Genomic DNA, 19,922 nt, shown 5'->3' on the forward strand with positions numbered 1-19,922 from the left:
CTAATGGGGATATGGTATACGGTTTTTTTGAATTAATTGTAACTTTTTCCAATCTCAAACGTGTATAGGGCAACAAGCTGCTGTTAGATCGTTCGGTGAAGGTAGGAGGTGGCAGAGCCGAATAATATTGATGAGTTGTATATGTTTTATATGAAAGATGTGTACCGTTATTTAATGTTTCTCTGCCAAGACAGCTATATTGCCGAAGATATTGTCCAAGAAACGTTTTATCGTGCGTATTTACATCTGGATAGCTATGAAGGTGAGAAAGTAAAGCCCTGGCTGTTTCGAGTTGCTCATCATGCTCTTATCGATTATAAAAGGAAGGAAAATCGCGCTAAACCTAGAGATGCTGCTTTTTTTGGAGCAATTGCTGATCAAATGACACCAGAAATGGTTATCGTTAGAGCGGAGCAGTTTAGTGAGGTTGGGAGAGTGGTAGAAAAACTGCCTGACAAGCATAAGCAAGCGTGGCTGCTGCATGATTACCATGAGCTTTCCTATCAGGAAGCAGCGGATATTATGGGAATCGGATTGTCGTATTATAAGGTACTGTTGTTTCGGGCGAGGCAGACGCTTCGTCAGCAGCTAGCAGAGGGGGCCGAGCATGACAGATCACTTTAAACAGAAATTGAAGGATTATGCGGAGGATAAGCTGTCTGCTGAGGAGCGGGCGGAGATAGAGCAAGATATTGCTAAACTCGAGGTTTATCAGCAGTATTTGGATGAGGCGCTGCAAGGCGGCAGCGGTGAGTCGAGATCATCACAAGACAAGCGCAGAGTAGAGCTTAATCCGAAAAAGGCAAAGCAGCTCATGAAGAAAGGGAAGCGGCGAGTTGGTTACTGGAGCGTGGGCACGGTATTTGGCATGCTGCTGTTATTATCGATAATAAATTCCGGACTTACTTCTTTATTTTATCAAACAGGCGATCCGATGCGGCAAGACATTTATAGAGATGTCATTAGGTCAGCGGTAGCCGTGACCAGGCCGAACGTTGAGGTTTCATTAAGCAGTAAACCAATAAATATATTAAGTATGAAATTTTTTGGTACTACACGCAAACAAATCGGCAACGATAATGAAGTTGTAGGGACTTATTCTCGAACGTTTCGGCTTAATCAGTGGATAGGGCCTCAAACGGATACGTATTTAGAAACGCAATCACAAGGAAACCGAAACTTTTATTTGCCGGTAGCAACTGCTTCTCATTCGAACGACTCGGATTGGTCTAGATTAGAGAAGCTTCCTGAAGGTACCGTAGCGGAGATGTATGTTTCTTTGGATCAGTATTATAAACCGGAACAAGTAGATGAGCTATTCAGCGGAACAAACCTGAAAATAGTGTGGCATACGGTAGATACGGGTCAACAGCGAGCGGGAGTTGACGAATCGGCTGTAAGAGAGCCAATCGGTTATCCTGCATACTCCTTATACCATCACCAAGGTGGACAATTAACTACAGATAACTTCATAGAAACACTTGAGCTGCTACTGAAGTATAAATCGATAACGAGATCGATCGTGTCTACTAAAAAGATAAGTGAATCTCTCGCCTACGTGCAAGAAAATGGAATACGTATTTATGGTGTAGTTATTACGGGACCATCTAAGGAACTTCTGAAATTGCGTGAAGCCTCCTTCGTGAAGCAGATTAGTCTCGGTGAGGTTCGTTTGTGGAACTGATATATTAATTAAGCGTGATGCATTGAGAAGTAAATAAAAACCGTTATACCCGATTTAGTTTGCATAATCGGATATAACGGTTTTTTGAAATTTAATAAAATTAGTTGTTAAATGAAGCTTTTTCCTCGCTGCGGCTGCTAGTTGACGAGCGAATGTGGACGATGTAAGGTGTTAAGGAGACAGCAAGAATGGTGCCAGCGAGTGATTTGAGCGCATCACCAATGATAAATGGGTAAAATCCAGCCACCAGCGCTTTCTGAAACGAAAAGTCCAAAATATACATCATCCAAGGAATGCCTGTAACATAGGCGCTGAGCGAGCTAAATAGCTCAAATATAATGAAAAAGACGATAAAAGCCGCGGCTTTGTTGCTTTTGGAACTAGAGCTGCGCAGGTAAGCTCCTACGGCTAGGCTGACTAAAAGTGCACAGAACGGGAAGGCGAATATAAAGCCGCCAGTATGTCCTGTTAGATGAGCAATACCGCCTTGTCCGCTGAATAACGGTAAACCAATGGCTGCAAGTACGATAACGATGAATATGCTTAGGAAGGCATTGCGCGGCGTCAGAAACAACCCTGATAATATAACAGCTAGAGTCTGAAGCGTTATGGGGACGAACGAGCCCCCTAACTTAATCGTCAAAGTGCTCATAACGATAAATAAAGCTGCGAATAAGGCAATGAAAACGAGCGATCGAATGTTATTGGTTTGCATAGTGTAGCATGTCTCCTTTATGTACTTGCGATTTTAATGTTAACCATATATATTTTAACAAGGTTAACAAACCGAATTGTAGCATAGCGAATCGTTTTGGGGAAGAGGTTAGGTGAAATTTTTTGAATCATATCTATCAGGTAGAATTGAAGCATGTAACGGTTACACCGCCAGCTTTGAGAGAAGGACAAAAACGGGAGCCAATCATTAAAGATGTTTCTATTGCCATACATAAAGGGGAATGGATCTCGCTGCTAGGCTGCAACGGAAGCGGGAAAAGCACAGTTGCAAAAGTTGCCGCAGGATTTCGAGTAGCTGGATGCACCGGACAAGTCATACGGAACATGCAGACAGCCGCAAATGGCAAGCCTATTCCGATTGTTATGCAGCAGCCGGATGCAGCGATGATTGGAGCAACGCCATTGGAAGATCTTATTATTATGCTTGAGCAAAATGAGCAGGAAGCTGCAACTATTCAATTTGAAGCTGAATATGCGCTTAGTAGTGTAGGTTTGAGTGAGCATCTACATCAGCCGATAGAATCTTTGTCCGGCGGACAGAAGCAGCTGGTTGCTATAGCCGGGTGTTTGGCATTGAAAGCGCCGCTGCTCGTTCTTGACGAGGTGACAGCTATGCTGGACCCCGAGGCAGCGAGCTCTGTTCTGGAGCAAGCTAGAATTGTTCAGCAATCGGGAATCACGGTTCTCTGGATTACGCAGAAGCTGGAAGAGCTGCGAGCGGACGATCGGATCATAGCGATGAATTCTGGCTCAATTGTGTATGACGGAGGTACTGATGCATGGTTCGCAAGGTCTTCCGCAGGAGCGCAGGACAGTTTTTGTGAGCAGCTTGGTTTGGAAGCTCCTTATTCCGCGCAGGTTGCATGGGAGTTGGAGGAACAAGGTGTTAAGCTTGTTCCTTTTCCATTTACAGCTAGTATGCTGGCAGAGGCGGTGAACCGATATGCACGCTGATTGGCAGCTAAGCGGCGTTAGTGTTATCGCTGAGGGCACAAATAAGAAACAACTGCTGAGAGATGTTCATATGACCTTCAAGGCAGGAGAAATCACGCTATTGATCGGACGGAACGGAGCTGGAAAGTCGACGCTGCTCGAGACGATGGCAGGCATTCGTTCGATCGCAGGAGGAAGTATTTCGCTTGGAAGTGATTCGCTCTGGGTAGAAAAAAACAGTAAAAGCAGGCTAAACAAAGAGGTGCTGCTAAAGCTTGGCATAGCGATGCAAAGTGCTGAGTCGCAGTGGTTTGCCTCTAGTGTCAGGGAGGAACTAGAGTATTCTCTTAAGCCTTATCAATTGGATTCTATAAGTATGAAGATGAGAATTGAGCAGGCGCTTGCGAAGGCAGGATTACCTGAGCAGATGCTGGAGCGTGACCCTTGGACGCTCAGCGGCGGTCAGCAGCGACGGCTGTCGCTCGCCTGCTTGCTGGCGTGTGAGCCGGATTGGCTGCTGCTGGATGAGCCGACAGCGGGGCTCGACACTGGCGGTATTCGCCGCTTGTGCGCGGTGCTTGAAGCGCACAGGGCGGCGGGGCGCGGAGTGGTCGTGGCAACGCACGACCTCGACGCGCTGCTGCCGCTGGCGGACGCGGTCGCCGTGGTCAGCGGCGGCACAGTTCGCGCAGCGGCAAAAGCGGCGGCGACCGAGCATGCCGCCGCTGCGCCGCAGGCGCTGCGCGTGCTGGATGCGCTGCGCATTGAAGCGGCTATGCCGCTGGAGCAGTTGTCGGCGCGAGAAGACGGGGCGCCGTGGCCAGCGCCGCATGAGGTTGCAGCGGCGATCACATTGGAGCTGAAGAACCGAGCTAGTGTTAGGGAAGCTGAAGCTGATGGCATGCATAACGGAGCTGAAAGCAGTAACGTACCATTTCACAGCCTGCAACGCATTCCGAGAGAAGATGAACAAGCATCGGACATCAAAAAGAAAATTAGCTCTACAGCAACAGCAGCAGTTAGAGAACCGAAGCTGCTCCGTTCAGATTTCTTTGATCCGCGTGCACTTGTGCTCGTTTATTTATTTCTAGCAGCAAGCATTTTTTCACAAAAAACAGCATTAGAGCTGTCAATCGCCGCAATAGCAACACTTTTGCTGTTAATGCCTTTTCGTACAATTATATGGCCTTGGAGAAGAGTTATTCGCGCGTATGGAATTATGATTATCATTTTTTGCATGATAGGAGGAATAGGCTTTTCGCCGCTCTCCTTCGAATTGGAGAAGGTTTGGCCAATTGCGATAAGGCTCGGAAAACTGATGCTAATTATGCTCTTAGGTATGCCGATGCTCAAGCTAATGACACCTATAAGGCTGCAGCGATCCATTGAGCAGACGTTTGGCTTTCTCGAGCGGGCAAAAGTGCCGATTCATTCATTTGCAATTATCGTAACGCTTATTTTTCGGTTTATTCCATTGTTAACAGGGGAGTGGGAGCGGTTTGCGAAGCTGTCACATGCGAGAGGGAAGGCTGTTTCGCCTCTAAAAACAGTGCCGTTCAACAGACTGCTTCCTATTATGATTCCTTATGTGCGTTCGATTCTTCGTTTAGCGGAGCAAATGGCGGATGCACTGGAAGCACGCGGATTTGGATATACGAAGCGAAAGCCAACATACAGCTTTCGCCTTCGTTTCACCCGAGCGGATGCTTGTCTATTCAGTATTGCTGGAACGACAGGTGTACTCCTGTTTCTCGCTTCTTTCTTGCTGTAAAAGCGGGAGCACCTGTGAAATCCATAATCCATCTTCATCAGCAAGCAGCGTTTGCCATCCAAGCATCGCTGCTTGTTTTAAGTTTTTTGACTGATCGTCAACGAATAATACAAGGGAGTCTGGCGTTAGATGTTCAGTTACTTTGTTGTAAATAGCCGGATGAGGTTTTTTTGACGCTGCTTCACTTGAGATCGTAATGCTCTTCAAATAAGGTTGGATCGGTTTAACAATGGGGGCAACCCAAGCCGGCAGATGGTTGCTTAACAGATGAATATGAGCGATTTCACTCCAATTAGCGATCTCCGCCAACGCAGGAAGCGGCTGCAAACTGCTCGCAATATAGGTTTTGGCTCGATCTTGACTGAGCGAGGGCGTGTATGCCAGCACCCAATTCCAGAATTGCTCTTCCGTTAAATGACCCGTCCAGAGATGATTACTAATATGCTGCTTATATTCAGAATAAAGTTTTTCTTCAGAGATGGTCGCTTCAGCAGCAAGCAGCTGCCACAGAAGGGGCGATAGGTTCGTCGCAAGAACGCCACCGATATCGAGTACAAGCTGAGGTTTTATCACCCGCTCACCTCTTCAGTACGATTCTTGTGAGATACGACCGTAGATTCACGCTTAGCCCAAACGATTACAAGCGCGAATGCCAAAGCACCAAGCATCGATCCAAACACGAACCCGCCGTTCAAGCCCCAGCTTTCATTCAACCAGCCAGCTAAGAACGGTCCTGAGAACATGCCAATGGCATATAAGGCTTGATACAAGCCCATGGCTGTAGCGCGGCCAGGAAGTTCAACATCACGGATAGCAAGGCCGAGCAGAAGCGGCAAATGCAATCCTTGCGCAAAACCATTAACCGCTTGAGTGACAACAAGAAAGCCGAACGAATTCGCAAACACCATTGCCGCCGTACAAATCGTGCTCAAAATAAAGCCAGCTCCAATCGTTCCCCAATAACCGAATTTAGGAGTAAACCATCTTGCTGTGACGAGTGAGGCAAAAGCATGAGGGAGCATAAAAGCGAGAACGAGCAAAGTCAGCTTAAGTCCGTCCGCTCCCATTTCTTCTGCTTTAAGCGGTGTAAATCCGAACATGGTTATAAAGAGGATGCCATGAGCAAGTACGGAGAGCAGAGAAACCTGCAGCAATGTTTTTGTACGCATAACATTTTTGATCATCGCAAAGGACATACCCGGCTGATCCTTCTGCACCGCGTTAGGCTCTTTCAGCATGAATGCAAGCAGCAGCCCAAGGAGGGCAATGCCAGCACCTACAATAAAAGGAGCATTAGCACTTAATCCGTCAGTAAGCCAGCCGCTGAATAGCATGCCAATCATTTGTCCAGATACTGTCATTACACTGATATTTCCCATTGCTTTGCTTGTCTGTCCAGCTCCAAAAAAACTAGCGTACATCACAGTGAACGCAACCCATGTAGAAGCGCAAACGCCCGCCATAAGTCTGCCAGCAAGCGGCCAAACCCATGAATCTGGAATAAGAAACAGCAGGCAGCTTAAACAAGCGGTCAGCATGCCTAGCAGGATAAACGGCTTGCGTTTCCCGAAGCGATCCGACAATATGCCAAGCGGAAATCTTACGAACATTTGAACGAAACCATAGCTGCCAAGTACGATTCCGATAAAAGGCAAGGATAATCCTCGATCACTAAGGAAAGGAGATAAGGTAGGAACGTATACGTACATAGAAGTCCAATATAAAATGGTAATAGTCGTAAAAAGTAAGCGTTGTGCCCCGGAAATCTGATTCATTGATGTTGAAGCCTCCTCTTGGTCTCACTTTATCGCATGATTAGTTCTGTTGTCACTGACTATTTTCAGCGTTATTTTGAAAACTTTATTCAAATAAAAGCGTATTAAGCATGGAATATAATTTTTTACCAGTATCAACCAAATAAATAAAGAGGTGTATGCTGATGCAAACCGAACAACATCAAGCAAAACGATGGATCAAAGAAGTAAGAGAATGGGTAGTCTCATTTGGCATTGCGATAGTTGTTGCACTATTGTTCCAGAACTATGTCTATGCACAATCAGAGGTACATAATGTTTCCATGCAAAATACACTTGTTGCAGGTCAGCGGTTAATCGAGGACAAATGGTCATATCGGCTTCATGAACCGCGTCACGGCGATATTGTTATTATTAAAGGACCAGAGAGCGAATTGCGTTTAATTAAACGTGTTATTGGTTTGCCAGGCGATGTCATTGATATCAAGGATGGGGAAGTGTATTTAAACGGTCAAAAAATCGATGAGCAGTATGTTAAAGGACAAACCGTCGCTGGCATTGTGACCAACCCGTTTAAAGTGGAAGAAGGGCAGCTGTTCGTTATGGGTGACAATCGCGAGCATAGCATGGATAGCCGCGAGATTGGTCCGATCGCTAGATCCAGTATTGAAGGGAAAGCTGTATTTCGGATATGGCCGTTGACTGAGTTTGGTACGCTAAGCACTGAATAGTTAATGTTATTAATTAGAAATGGCATTAAATAAATGTCGCATACTTTCATCAAACGTAATACTTTTGTAAGAATTGGTTATAAATTCGTTTAGAAATTGCCTTTATGATAAAATATAGAGTCAACAATATAGCAGCAGCGAGGCGTGAACGAAATTGTCTATTCGAGTGAAGCTGTATATGTCGTACTTGGCGATGATTTTTGTACCGATCATATTAATGAGTGCTTTTATGATCTTTATTTTTCATGCGCTAGGAGTCGAAGACGTTCGTCAGTATTACGAAAATGAGAACAGAGAGCCTTATCTTCAAGCACTCGTATATGGCGAATTGTCATATGTTCTGCATAATGATTCTGGCGAGCTCGAGAAGAAGGAGTATGTGGCCGAAATTCAGGATAAGCTGGGGGAGCTATGGGCGGGGCTGCTAATATCAAGGAATGGTGAAATAACTTCGATCTCGCCTTTCTTAAAGCAATCTGCAGAACATGCCAATTGGCAGCAATTATTAGATGAGCCGCCAGCGAAAGTCGCGTTTAACTCATTTCGCTTCGAAACGAGCACTGTTGATTTTAGTTATCCAGATGGAGCCGCTGGCCGGGCGGTACTGTTTAGACGTAATGACACGGTTCCTATTTATTGGAGACCCGTCGGTACGACATTTAGCTTAGCCTTTATTGGATTAACGAGCTTATTGCTTACTTACTTTGTTTCACGAAGCATTATTCGTCCCATTAAGAAGCTGGAAGCAGCAGCGCTTCAAATTAAAGATGGGGATTTGACGCATAAGGTAGAAGCGACGACAAAGGGTGAAATTGGACAGCTTAGCATCGCTTTTGAGGAAATGAGGGTGAGACTAAAGCAGTCGATCGATCAAAGCTTGCAACTTGAAGAAAATCGTAAGATGCTGCTTTCTCATATCTCGCACGATTTGAAAACACCAATATCAGCAATTAAAGGCTATATTGAAGGGATCATGGATGGAATTGCTAACACGGATGAGAAGCGGAAGCGTTATATGGAGACAATCTATCGCAAAGCAACAGATATGGACCAATTAATTGACGAACTCTTCTTGTTTTCTAAGCTTGATCTCCAGACGGTAGCATTTGATTTTAAAGTCATGGATATCAATCGTTATTTGGAGTATTTTTTGGATGAGCAGCGATTTGATCTGGAGAAATCAAGGGTAGCATTGCTGTATATCGAGCAAGGAGCAGAAACGCTCATGATTGCAGCTGACCCTGACAAACTCAGCCGGGTACTCACCAACATATTAAATAATTGCGTCAAATATATGGGACAGCAATCCAGCCTAGACAAACATCAAATCGTTGTCAAATTGAAGGAACAGGAGCAATACGCTCTAATCGAAATTGAAGACACGGGTCCTGGTATTGAAGAGGTTGATTTGCCATTTATTTTCGATCGTTTCTATCGTGCGGAACAATCACGCAACCTAGAAACCGGCGGGAGCGGGCTCGGACTTGCGATCGTCAAACAAATTATTGAAGGGCATGGCGGTACAGTGTGGGCTGAGAATGCAGAACATGGCGGTGCTCGGTTCTGTCTAAAGCTTCCTAAGGCTGTATCCGCCAAAACGGTGAGTGGTCATGAAGAGCATACTAATCATTGAAGATGAGAAAGCCATTGCCGAGCTAGAACGTGATTATTTGGAAAGTTACGGCTTTACGGTGCACATTGAAGGGAGGGGGGATATTGGGCTGGCGAAGGCTCTTGAAGGGAAGTATGATCTGATTATTTTGGATGTAATGCTGCCTAAAGTTGACGGCTTTGAGATTTGTCGGCAGATCAGACAGAAGATCAATATTCCTGTACTTATGGTGACAGCCAAGAAGGAAGATATCGATAAAATAAGAGGTCTGGGCCTAGGTGCTGACGACTATATGACCAAGCCCTTCAGTCCAAGCGAGCTAGTTGCACGGGTAAAAGCGCATTTGGCTCGTTATGAGCGATTGACAGCTGATAAAGGGGAGCGAAGTGATCAAATACGCATTCGTGGTTTGTTTATCGATAAGCCGTCCCGAAGAGTCATGATACACGAGCAAGAAGCTTTGCTGACCTCAAAGGAATATGAGTTGTTGCTGCTGCTTGCAGCACATCCCAATCGTGTTTTTGAGAAAGAAGAGCTGTTCGAGAGGATATGGGGACTTGATTCAAACGGTGACGCAGCTACGGTGACGGTTCATATTCGGAGGCTGCGCGAGAAAATTGAGCATGATCCATCAAAACCTCAATATATAGAGACTATTTGGGGAGTTGGCTATCGTTTTAAAGTATAGAAAGAAGATGAGGAGTGGAAGAGATTGAAGAGCATTATCCGTTTTTCACTGAATAACAAATTTGCACTATGGATTTTGACTTTGCTTGTTTTGTTTGCCGGTCTTTATTCTGGAATGAATATGAAAATGGAAACATTGCCTGATATTACGGTGCCAATCGTTAGTGTAACTACCGTATTACCTGGCGCTGCGCCTGAAGAGATTATGGAGAAAATTACGAAGCCGATCGAGCAGAGAACTCGTAATTTGAAGGGCGTTAATGTCGTTAGCTCGACATCCTATGAGAATGCCTCCTCCGTCGTTATTGAGTATACATATGAGACGGATATGGATAAAGCCGAAGCAGAAGTGAAAAATATTCTTTCTGAGCTTAAGCTTCCAGATGGAGCACAGGACCCATCTGTTTCCCGTATTAGCATGAATGCTTTCCCTGTTCTATCGCTTAGTATTGCTAATGATGCGATGAACTTGGAACAGCTTACTAAAGAAGTAGAAAATAATGTTTTACCCCGCTTTCAAGGTATCGAAGGCGTAGCGAGTATTCAAATATCCGGTCAAAACGTAAAAGAAGGCGAATTAGCCTTCAAGACGGATAAGCTGAAACAAATCGGATTGACCGAGGATATGGTTAAAGGCATTATCCAGGCTTCTGCCTTATCCGTACCGCTAGGTATTTATGAATTTGGCAACACAGAGAAGGCGCTTGTCGTCGACGGAAATATTACAACTGAGGATGATTTGAAAAATTTAATAATCGTCCCGGGCGTAAAGCTTAGCGATGTTGCGGATATAAGCATTGTTGGTAAAGCTGAGTCGATCTCGCGCACAAACGGCAAAGATGCGATTGGTTTTAACATTATAAAATCAGCCGATTCCAATACGGTTGATGTTGTTAACAATGTGAAAGCAGAAATTAAAGAGCTTGAAAGCAAAAACGAAGGTTTATCTTTTGTGACAACACTAGATCAAGGTAAGCCGATCGAGGATTCTGTTCACACGATGCTTAGCAAAGCGGTAATCGGCGCTTTATTCGCTGTTATTATCATTATGATTTTCTTGCGTGATATTCGTTCTACGATTATTGCTGTCGTATCAATTCCATTGTCCATACTAATTGCACTTCTTATTTTGAGCATGATGGACATTACACTGAATATTATGACGCTTGGTGCGATGACCGTAGCAATTGGACGGGTAATCGATGACTCCATTGTCGTTATCGAGAATGTATATCGAAGAATGGCTCTTCCTACAGAGAAGATGAAGGGCAAGGAACTGATTTTTGACGCTACGAGGGAAATGTTCGTGCCAATTTTGGCATCTACCATCGTAACGATTGCCGTGTTCCTGCCACTAGGTCTTGTGTCCGGCATGATCGGTGAAATCTTCTTGCCATTTGCATTGACGATCGTATTTGCTCTATTAGCATCACTTCTTGTTGCGATTACAGTTGTTCCTATGCTGGCACATATGATGTTCCGTAAAGGTCTGAAGGCTGGAAAAGCAAATCATGACAAGCCGGGTCGTTTGGCTGAATGGTATAAAGGGGTTCTGCGTTGGACGCTTGACCATAAGTTTGTTACTTTTGGACTCGCGGTTCTTCTGTTAATTGGAAGCTTATTCCTCCTCCCAGTGATTGGTACCAGCTTCATAGCTGGCGAAGAGGAGAAAATGATGGTTGTTTCCTATAATCCTGCACCTGGTGAAACACGTCAAGACGTAGAGAAGATGGCTCTTGAAGCGGAGAAGCAATTACTGGAACGTGAAGGTATTTCGGTCGTGCAATATGCTGTTGGCGGCCAAAATCCATTTAGTCCAGGAGCATCAAAGCAAGCGTTGTTTAACTTAAGCTATAATGATGATTTTGCAGATTTCACTGCCGAGAAAGAAAAAGTTGTCCCGCTTCTGCATGAGTTAGGCGGCAAAGGCGAATGGAAGCAGATGGACTTCACCGGTGGCGGATTAGGCGGATCGGGCGTATCCATGCTTGTATTTGGTCCAGATATGAAGTCGCTTCAGCCTATTGTAGATGATCTTATGACGAAGCTTGCCGATCATAAAGATTTGAAAAATATCGATTCAAGCTTGTCCGAAACATATGAGGAGTACCGCCTTGTAGCTAATCAAGAGAAGCTTAGCCAAAACGGCTTAACAGCGGGACAAATTGCGATGGCACTTAGTCCAGTGCGTGAGCGCCCAGTTCTAACGACAATCGAAGTAGATGGCGAGCAATTTAATGTTTATGTGAAGGTTGAGTCAAAAACCTATACAAATAAATCAGACCTCGAAAATGTTAAGCTGACTTCACAGCTAGGTACAGAAGTGGCGTTGAAAGATGTTGTCACGATCGAAGAGGGTGAATCACCTAATACGATTACGAGACGCGATGACCGTATTTATGCTGAAGTATCAGCAGATGTGACAGCAGCTGACATAGGTAAGGTATCCGCTGATCTACAGAAGATGATCGATGAGACTGATCTTCCTGCTGGTATCGATATCGATATGGGCGGTGTATCAGAGCAAATCAACGAATCGTTCACGCAGCTTGGGCTGGCAATGCTAGCAGCTATTGCTGTTGTCTATCTGGTGCTTGTCATTACATTTGGAGGAGCACTTACGCCTTTCGCTATTCTATTCTCATTGCCTTTCACCGTTATCGGTGCATTAGTAGCTCTGCTTATTGCAGGGGAAACGCTTAGCGTAACTGCAATGATTGGTGCACTAATGTTGATTGGAATAGTGGTAACGAACGCGATTGTACTCGTTGACCGTGTCATTCAGAAGGAGAAGGAAGGTCTTACTGTTAGGGAATCATTAATCGAAGCAGCAGGTACACGTCTTCGCCCAATCTTGATGACGGCGATTGCAACGGTTGGAGCGCTTCTCCCGCTAGCATTTGGATTTGAATCTGGCGGTATGATCTCCAAAGGTATGGCGGTTACAGTAATTGGCGGATTAACGAGTTCTACACTGCTTACGCTTATTATTGTTCCGATCGTATACGAGTTTTTACACCGTAAGCGCAAAACTAATATTGTCAAAGAAGCTTAACTAGAACATGCTTAATTGATCGAATAAGGAGGCTGTCAACAGGTCGATGACCTGGAGACAGCTTCTTTTTTTATTCGCTTTAGACTCTTTAAAATTGTCAACTAGGTGAATGGATTAGTAACACTAGCGGAGCTTTCTTCATACGTATATGTCATGAACGATTATCGGCATGGAACTCGTTTGGGTTGTTCGAATTTGAAATTCCTAATTTTGGGATTGCCGATAATAATCACATGAACATACAACGGAGGCTACTAAAATGAATGAATTTAAAAACGATCTTCAAAATCTAAATATGGATGCATTTAAAGCGAGCGGTATAACGCCAAATGCAGGTCAAGGCCAGGTTGACCCTAATAATTCACGGTTATGCATTGGTTTCTGCATCGGCTTTTGTATCGGTTTTTGTGCATGCGGGGGCTGTGGCGGCTGTGGCGGATGCGGAGGTTGTGGTAGATGCGGGGGCTGTGCGAGGTGTGGAGGTTGCGCTAGATGTGCTGGCTGTGCCCGTTGCCATTAGTTCACCAATGATGAGCATATAAATAGAAGGTTCAAGACGCTCCTGTAGGCCATTCAGCTCACAGGGGCGTTCTTTCTATGCAAGTGCTGGTATGACGGACAAATAGCCATACATACCTTTATAGAGAAATCAAGTTATGACCAGTCAGACTTCATAATAAGGAGGTATGAAATTTGGATCCTTCTATGCGCCTTAAAGTGAGAGGAGATACTTTTTTTCTCCCAAGCTCGGACGGAAGTGTCTATTTTCGAAACAATATTGGTTCGTTTCGGATGGAAGGCAGTACGATTGATCAATGGATTGAGAAATTAATACCGGTATTTAATGGAGAACACACCATGCATGATTTAACGGATGGATTAACGGATCAATACCGTGCACATGTGTATGAGATCGCGGAAGTGTTGTATAAGAACGGCTATGTTCAGGATGTGAGCAGGGATCAGCCACACCAGCTGCATGATGGAATTGTTAAAAAGTATGCCTCTCAAATTGAATTTTTGGACAGTTTTGATGGCTCAGGCGCTTACCGCTTTCAGAAATATCGTCAGTCCAGCGTGCTCGTTGTTGGGTCTGGCTCTTTTTTGATTTCACTGGTGAAGTCATTATTAGAGTCTGGATTGCCTCAATTCCACATGTTGATTAAAAATCCTGAAACGACGAATCGCAAGAGAATTTTGGAGCTATCTGAACATTATCGCAAGTTCGATCAGGAAGTCAGGGTGGACGAGATCAGCCTGCAGAATAAGGTCGGAGTGGATTGGAATAAGGTGGTACAGCCATTTGACGCAATACTTTTCGTGTCTGATCAGGATGCATTATCCGAAATAAGATTGCTTGATGAAATTTGTCGAAAAGAAAACAAGGCGCTGCTGCCAGCCGTTATGCTGGAACAAGCAGGTATAGCGGTTCCACTCTCATATCCAAGTTTGGAGGGGGATTGGGAATCGGCATGGCGCAGAATCCATCATTCTGCTCTGTATATAGATCCACAAGTGAGTACAGCTTCCTCGACTACAGAATCGCTGCTGGCAAACATTATCGTCTTCGAATGGCTAAAATCCGCTGCTGAAGTATCGAAATCGGAGAAGAACAATAAATTGTTTCTGTTGAATCTGGAGACGCTGGAAGGGAAGTGGCATTCCTTTCTTCCACATCCTTTAGCAGGTGCTCAAGTCATCTCAGAGAGGACAGTTGATTTAGAACTTCTGTTCCAGGAGGATTCGGTGAATAAGGATTCGAGTGGCTTGCTTCCTTACTTTAGCCGTTTAACATCGAATGAAACAGGTATTTTCCATACTTGGGAGGAAGGGGAGCTGCGGCAGCTGCCGTTGTCTCAGTGCCGTGTGCAGTCAGTAGATCCACGATCAGAAGGTCCGGCGATACTGCTTGGAGAAATCGTATGTAACGGTATTAGACACGAAGAGGCAAGGCGGGAGGCCGGGCTAGTTGGGATCGAGGCTTATGTATCACGCATGGCGGAACTGCTCTGTGTAGGGGCAGGTGAGACGATTGAGGAAGGCATTTGCCGCGGACTGCAAAAGTGTTTGTCAGAAGAGAGGATAAGAAGGTATGAAGCTAATGCACCTTCTATAACGGAGCTGCATCTTAGTCATGTGGAGGATGATCGCTGCCGCTATTTCATAAATGCGTTGACAACGCTGCGAGGAGCTCCGTCATTTGGCATGAGTGAGGATGTATTAGGTTTCCCTGTTATGTGGGTAAAGACAAACGATTGCTGGTATGACGCTGTTGATCTTAATCGAACAAGGGCGCTGCGAAGAGCATTACAGCATGCTTTACTGGATGTTCAAAATAAAGAAGCTAATTTTACGACGAACACCTATCGATGCTCTTTTGTAAAACAAAGTCATGCGAAGTCAGAGGATGTCATGATTCCGACAAACGATCCATTTCAGCATAGAGAGGTTTTGCAGATAGCGCTACAGCAATTAAAAAGCAACCGAAAGAGTATTTTTGTATATGACTTGACCTCTGAACCTTTTTTGAAAGAGGAGCTGGCGGGAGCATACGGCATTTCGCTTCGAGAGGAGGATGAGGAGTGAGTGCAATAGTTGCGGTTATTGGTGAGGGTGAGCTCGCAGACTTTGTATGTGATTTATTATCAGAAAAATATTTGCTTATAAGAGTGAAGGATTTGGCAGCTGGTGTTCCAGAAGCGTCTGAACTTGCACTTGTGTTGAATGATGGTTATGACCCCGCCTCTCATCTCATGGCGGAGGAAATGTTCTCTCACACTGGTACTCCGTGGCTTCGCGGGTTTGTATCATTCGGTGAAGGGGTAATCGGGCCGTTAGTTATGCCAGGAAAGGCAGGATGCTCGCAATGCGCTGATCTGAGGCGCTTAATGGCTGGGAATGACCGCAAGGAATCGTGGGAGCTGCAGCATTTGCTGATGCATGGCGAGATCTATCCGGATATTTGGACTTCGAGCAGCGGACTATTGCATATGGCTCATCTTGTTGCAGCAGAGGCCAAAAAGGTTCTTACAGGTTCCAGTGCTCAAACTGTTAATCACATCATGCTGATCCATTTGCAAACACTCAATAGCTCAGTTCATTTTTATTTGCCGGATCCTCTTTGTCCGGTATGCGGTCAAATACCTGATGATTCTGCTATAGCTTCGCGAATAGAGCTCCAGCCAAGCCCGAAAATCAGCGAAAACAGTTATCGCACTCGTTCAATGGTAGAGCTGAAAGCGATATTGGCTGATGATTATATGGACATTCGGACGGGCTTTTTGAACGGGAAAATGATCGACCTGATGTCGCCATTTGCGGACTCAAGCATAAATTTACCGATGTTCTCGGGGGATGAAGGCTGTGCAGGGAGAACACATTGTTATGCTGACAGTGAAATGACTGCTATTTTGGAAGGTCTGGAGCGTTATTGCGGTATGTCGCCGCGTGGAAAAAGGTCGGTGGTTCATGACAGCTATGATCATTTGAAGGAGATAGCTCTTGATCCCGAACGGGTTGGTGTACATGAGAGGCAGCTTTATGAGCGGCCTGACTTTCCGTTCCGTCCATTTGATGCCAGCAGGCCAATCGATTGGGTATGGGGTTATTCCTTCCTCCAGGAGCGGCCTATTCTCGTACCGGAGCTGCTCGCTTATTACAGCTCGGGCTGCGGACATGGCTTTGTCTATGAAACCTCAAATGGCTGTGCATTAGGCGGAAGCTTGGAGGAGGCTATTTTTTACGGAATTTTGGAAGTAATTGAACGAGATTCTTTTCTAATGACATGGTATGCGCAGCTGCCGTTAGTTCCTATTGACCCGTATTCCTCTGGCGATCTTGAATTGAATTTAATGGTGGAGCGATTACGGGATGTCGTCAATTATGATGTGTATATATTCAATTCGACTATGGAGCACGGCATTCCGAGTGTCTGGGTACTTGCTAAGAACAGAGGGGATTCCGGCGTAAATATGATTTGTGCGGGTGGAGCTCATCCTGATCCGGTACGTGCGGCGAAAGGTGCGATCCACGAGGTAGCAGGGATGCTGCTGGCATTAGATGAAAAATTAGAGGAGAACCGGGCGCACTATGAACAAATGCTGCATGATCCTTTTCTAGTTAAGCAAATGGATGATCATTCGATGTTGTACAGTTTGAAGGAAGCGGAGGAACGACTGCACTTTTTACTTCAAAATGATCGTCCACTTCGTACGTTTGAAGAGGAATTCAAACCAAAAACAAAGTTTGTGGATTTGACGGATGAGCTAAAGGTTTTTCTTCAAAAATTCCGCGAGCTCAAATTAGAAGTGATCGTTGTAAATCAGACGACGCCTGAAACGCTGAGAAACGGGCTTCATTGTGTAAAGGTGCTCATTCCCGGCATGCTTCCGATGACGTTTGGACATCATCTTGTCCGCTTGACAGGGCTGGAGAGAGTCAACCGAATTCCAGCAGAACTTGGATATACGAAGGAGCCGCTTCAACCCGAACAAATTAATTCTAATCCACATCCGTTTCCATAAGTTTTTCCTGTCGTTATTTAATGCGGCTTCCATAGAGGAAGGACTTAGGAGGAGGAGAGATGACTCTAAAAGCATTTTTGCACCAATTGCAATACGACCCAGACAAAACCAAACCTAAAGATGTGGAAATCGATTGGGAGGATGCCCCGCTTCCTTATAAACTTTATCGGAATTTACCTATGTTTTCACTCCCTGCTGACGTTCCGCTTACATTAGAGCGGAAGCGGGATCGCTCGAAGCCAAATCTTCGAGCGATAGGTCATTTTCTCTGGTATACGTTTGGGCTCGCACAACTTAGCCAATCAGTCTTGGAACAAAATACAGGGGAAGATTGGGATAGCGCCATGCAGCTGTGCAGACGTTTTGTACCCTCAGGAGGAGGTTTATATCCGAGCGAGCTTTATCTTTATTTGAAGCTGGAGGATATGCCTTGCGGGATCTATCATTATGATGTGGCCCATCATCGTTTGATTTTGCTGCGTGAAGGTCAGTTTGATCTTTATTTGAGCAAGGCTCTTGGCAATCGCTGCGACTTAGCAGGCTGCTTCGGAGCCGCATTCGTATCAACGATGTTTTGGAAAAACTATTATAAATACAACAATTTTTCATATCGATTACAGGGGCTGGACGCAGGTCTGCTTATAGGTCAGCTGCTTGAGGTTGCGAAGCGTTATGACTTTGAGACGGGGGTGTACTTTCAGTTTCTCGACCGTGCTATTAATCATTTGCTTGGGCTTTCGGAGAGTGAAGAGAGTGCATATGCCGTGATTCCCCTTGCGACAGATTCTAATTTAGAGTGGTTTCATCATGATGTGGAAGCTGATAAGCTCACGTCGGCAGCTGAATTATGCAAAAGTATCGCTGCAGTTAGGCATGAGCATTACATGCGTTCTAGAAAGGTTACGGAATATCCACTGCTCATCGAGCTGAATGAAGCATCTATTATCGATTCGGCGCAAGCGTTTAAGCAGCTAAGACCAGATGTTAATAAAGCTTTGCTTTCAAGAGATAATTATATACTGCCTCAAGTGAATAGGCTCTCCTATGATTTGGCTTCGGTTTGCAGACAGCGTTATTCACCGGAAAATGAATTTGTTTTGCAAACGGTAAGTGAAACAAAACTATCGATGCTTTTACAAGAGATTATGGAATCCTTTAAGTATCGAAATGATTTGGATGGTTCATGCACGAGCAAGGCGTCTCGCTTAACGTTGTATGGCTGCTTTTATGGTGTTGAAGGCATTCGTGATGGAGCATATCGCTATGATGACACAGCACATGCTTTGCAGCTTGCTCGTGCCGGAGATCAAAGGTCATGGCTTCAACAAGGAATGTCATTGGATAATGTGAATTTATTTCAGGTACCGCTTTGCTTTCATGTGACGGGTGATTTCGGCCATCTCCAAACTGAGTTTGGCTATCGTGGATATCGAATTCAACAAATGGAGGCAGGGATGCTCGTGCAGCGTCTTCTGCTCGCCGCAGGCGCATCTGAGATGGGGGGACGACCGCTGCTAGGATTCGATGCTGCTTTCATTAATGAGCTTTACGGAAGCGTTTCGGCTGGACTTACGAGTCTGATTCAAATTCCGGTCGGACCGTGTCGATCACGCTCTCGGCTCGAGGGAGGTTTGGGGCAATAATGTTTTATAAGATGGGGCTTCCCTTGCCCACAATCTGCTGAAGAAATTAGCGATCGATAAAAAACCAAATACGGCCATGCGGGCTTAGACCTGCAGGGCCGTTTTCGTGATAGTTCAAGCCAATTCAATCGTAATTAACTTAAAAAATTTAACCCTTTTTGAGACGGCCTCATGTATTGACGTTTTAACCGTAAGTCTGTTCGGCTGCCGGCTTCTGCTGCTGTTGCTGTTGCTGCACATCGGCAGGTTGGCACGTAACAGGAAAACAGACATGATGAGGGTGATGATGCATCGGGTGCATCATCATTGGATGCATCATTGGATGGAACCAAGCATGATGATAGTCTAGCGTACTCATCTCCCATCCATCATGTGGGTGATGATGATCATGGAACATATGGTCATCCCACATGTCATGCATCATTGGATGGAGGTCATCCATCATGTGATGAAAGTGATGCATACTATGGAAGTCATGCATTTCATGATAGTCATGCATAGGATAGAAATCGTGCATCATCGGAAAGTGATGCATTTGACTCAAATCAACGCAGCAATGATATGGAGCTTTTGCAGGTTGAGTATTCTCAGTTTGAGTACCCAATACGGGTTGGTTAGGGCTCATTTGCATCTGTTGGTAATACTCGGGCATAACAGCCGCTTGTTGCATATAAGATTGATTACGTATCATGGTGTGCCTCCTTTTAATCATACTTTACAATATGCTTCGAACAAAAAAGGGGCACTTATCCCTATAAATTGGGCGAAAACCTAAACAAATAAGAATAGGACGA

Annotated in this window: 16 protein-coding genes; 12 read left to right on the top strand and 4 right to left on the bottom strand. The window is 45.0% G+C overall.

Translation table 11 applies throughout. The annotated features are described in order from the left end of the window. The first annotated feature begins 108 nt into the window (after window positions 1–108). Window positions 109–624 (top strand): sigma-70 family RNA polymerase sigma factor, encoded by a 516-nt coding sequence (locus tag AC0YN6_RS01935; RefSeq protein WP_475744702.1) that lies wholly within the window; start codon window positions 109–111, stop codon window positions 622–624. Then, window positions 608–1,684, top strand: coding sequence for an anti-sigma factor (locus AC0YN6_RS01940; protein WP_475744703.1), 1,077 nt, complete (start codon window positions 608–610; stop codon window positions 1,682–1,684). Before AC0YN6_RS01935 ends, AC0YN6_RS01940 begins: the two co-directional genes overlap by 17 nt. A 100-nt stretch (window positions 1,685–1,784) precedes the next feature. Here the strand turns inward: AC0YN6_RS01940 and AC0YN6_RS01945 are convergent, their stop codons facing one another. Then, window positions 1,785–2,399, bottom strand: coding sequence for a biotin transporter BioY (locus tag AC0YN6_RS01945; RefSeq protein WP_475744705.1), 615 nt, complete (start codon window positions 2,397–2,399; stop codon window positions 1,785–1,787). Between the two features lie 122 nt (window positions 2,400–2,521). Between AC0YN6_RS01945 and AC0YN6_RS01950 the strand changes: the two genes are divergently transcribed. Together AC0YN6_RS01950 and AC0YN6_RS01955 are read left to right on the top strand one after the other, a co-directional pair. After that, entirely contained in the window at window positions 2,522–3,373 is an 852-nt protein-coding gene (locus tag AC0YN6_RS01950; protein ID WP_475744707.1) for an ATP-binding cassette domain-containing protein, read from the top strand. After that, window positions 3,363–5,123: an ATP-binding cassette domain-containing protein gene (locus AC0YN6_RS01955; RefSeq protein ID WP_475744708.1), complete on the top strand. Its 1,761-nt coding sequence runs from the start codon at window positions 3,363–3,365 to the stop codon at window positions 5,121–5,123. Before AC0YN6_RS01950 ends, AC0YN6_RS01955 begins: the two co-directional genes overlap by 11 nt. Here AC0YN6_RS01955 and AC0YN6_RS01960 read toward each other — a convergent pair. Then, a complete protein-coding gene (locus AC0YN6_RS01960; protein WP_475744709.1) occupies window positions 5,064–5,696 on the bottom strand; it encodes an HAD family hydrolase in 633 nt (210 codons plus the stop codon). The genes AC0YN6_RS01955 and AC0YN6_RS01960 overlap by 60 nt on opposite strands. Then, window positions 5,693–6,898, bottom strand: a complete 1,206-nt coding sequence (locus AC0YN6_RS01965) for an MFS transporter (RefSeq protein WP_475744710.1) — start codon at window positions 6,896–6,898, stop codon at window positions 5,693–5,695. Before AC0YN6_RS01965 ends, AC0YN6_RS01960 begins: the two co-directional genes overlap by 4 nt. Window positions 6,899–7,062: 164 nt before the next feature. On the opposite strand from AC0YN6_RS01965, the gene lepB reads away from it, so the two are divergent. From lepB to AC0YN6_RS02005, 8 genes are all read left to right on the top strand, one after another. Further along, complete coding sequence (gene lepB, locus AC0YN6_RS01970) at window positions 7,063–7,608, top strand: signal peptidase I (protein WP_475744711.1); 546 nt, start codon at window positions 7,063–7,065, stop codon at window positions 7,606–7,608. A 154-nt stretch (window positions 7,609–7,762) separates the two neighbouring features. Then, on the top strand, window positions 7,763–9,241 hold the full coding sequence (locus AC0YN6_RS01975; RefSeq protein ID WP_475744712.1) for a sensor histidine kinase: 1,479 nt from the start codon (window positions 7,763–7,765) through the stop codon (window positions 9,239–9,241). Beyond that, a complete protein-coding gene (locus AC0YN6_RS01980) occupies window positions 9,219–9,908 on the top strand; it encodes a response regulator transcription factor (RefSeq protein WP_475744714.1) in 690 nt (229 codons plus the stop codon). Before AC0YN6_RS01975 ends, AC0YN6_RS01980 begins: the two co-directional genes overlap by 23 nt. A gap of 24 nt (window positions 9,909–9,932) precedes the next feature. Then, on the top strand, window positions 9,933–12,962 hold the full coding sequence (locus tag AC0YN6_RS01985) for an efflux RND transporter permease subunit (protein WP_475744716.1): 3,030 nt from the start codon (window positions 9,933–9,935) through the stop codon (window positions 12,960–12,962). A gap of 347 nt (window positions 12,963–13,309) precedes the next feature. After that, window positions 13,310–13,504 (top strand): hypothetical protein, encoded by a 195-nt coding sequence (locus tag AC0YN6_RS01990; RefSeq protein ID WP_475744718.1) that lies wholly within the window; start codon window positions 13,310–13,312, stop codon window positions 13,502–13,504. 163 nt (window positions 13,505–13,667) lie between these two features. Further along, window positions 13,668–15,548, top strand: a complete 1,881-nt coding sequence (locus AC0YN6_RS01995) for a putative thiazole-containing bacteriocin maturation protein (protein WP_475745508.1) — start codon at window positions 13,668–13,670, stop codon at window positions 15,546–15,548. Next, a complete protein-coding gene (locus AC0YN6_RS02000) occupies window positions 15,545–17,485 on the top strand; it encodes a TOMM precursor leader peptide-binding protein (protein ID WP_475744720.1) in 1,941 nt (646 codons plus the stop codon). Before AC0YN6_RS01995 ends, AC0YN6_RS02000 begins: the two co-directional genes overlap by 4 nt. 59 nt (window positions 17,486–17,544) lie before the next feature. Continuing rightward, complete coding sequence (locus AC0YN6_RS02005; protein WP_475744722.1) at window positions 17,545–19,128, top strand: SagB family peptide dehydrogenase; 1,584 nt, start codon at window positions 17,545–17,547, stop codon at window positions 19,126–19,128. A gap of 184 nt (window positions 19,129–19,312) precedes the next feature. Here the strand turns inward: AC0YN6_RS02005 and AC0YN6_RS02010 are convergent, their stop codons facing one another. Next, window positions 19,313–19,819 carry a hypothetical protein gene (locus AC0YN6_RS02010; RefSeq protein WP_475744723.1) on the bottom strand — a complete coding sequence of 169 codons (507 nt, stop codon included), beginning with the start codon at window positions 19,817–19,819 and terminating at the stop codon, window positions 19,313–19,315. Window positions 19,820–19,922: the final 103 nt, after the last annotated feature.

It is taken from the genome of Paenibacillus sp. J22P15, from assembly GCF_056269345.1.

Excerpts from the sequence above, each read along its gene's own strand:
- AC0YN6_RS01940 (WP_475744703.1), top strand. The coding sequence starts at position 608 with ATGACAGATCACTTTAAACAGAAATTGAAGGATTATGCGGAGGATAAG.
- AC0YN6_RS01945 (WP_475744705.1), bottom strand. The coding sequence starts at position 2,399 with ATGCAAACCAATAACATTCGATCGCTCGTTTTCATTGCCTTATTCGCA.
- AC0YN6_RS01955 (WP_475744708.1), top strand. The coding sequence starts at position 3,363 with ATGCACGCTGATTGGCAGCTAAGCGGCGTTAGTGTTATCGCTGAGGGC.
- AC0YN6_RS01965 (WP_475744710.1), bottom strand. The coding sequence starts at position 6,898 with ATGAATCAGATTTCCGGGGCACAACGCTTACTTTTTACGACTATTACC.
- lepB (WP_475744711.1), top strand. The coding sequence starts at position 7,063 with ATGCAAACCGAACAACATCAAGCAAAACGATGGATCAAAGAAGTAAGA.
- AC0YN6_RS01980 (WP_475744714.1), top strand. The coding sequence starts at position 9,219 with ATGAAGAGCATACTAATCATTGAAGATGAGAAAGCCATTGCCGAGCTA.
- AC0YN6_RS01995 (WP_475745508.1), top strand. The coding sequence starts at position 13,668 with ATGCGCCTTAAAGTGAGAGGAGATACTTTTTTTCTCCCAAGCTCGGAC.
- AC0YN6_RS02005 (WP_475744722.1), top strand. The coding sequence starts at position 17,545 with ATGACTCTAAAAGCATTTTTGCACCAATTGCAATACGACCCAGACAAA.
- AC0YN6_RS02010 (WP_475744723.1), bottom strand. The coding sequence starts at position 19,819 with ATGATACGTAATCAATCTTATATGCAACAAGCGGCTGTTATGCCCGAG.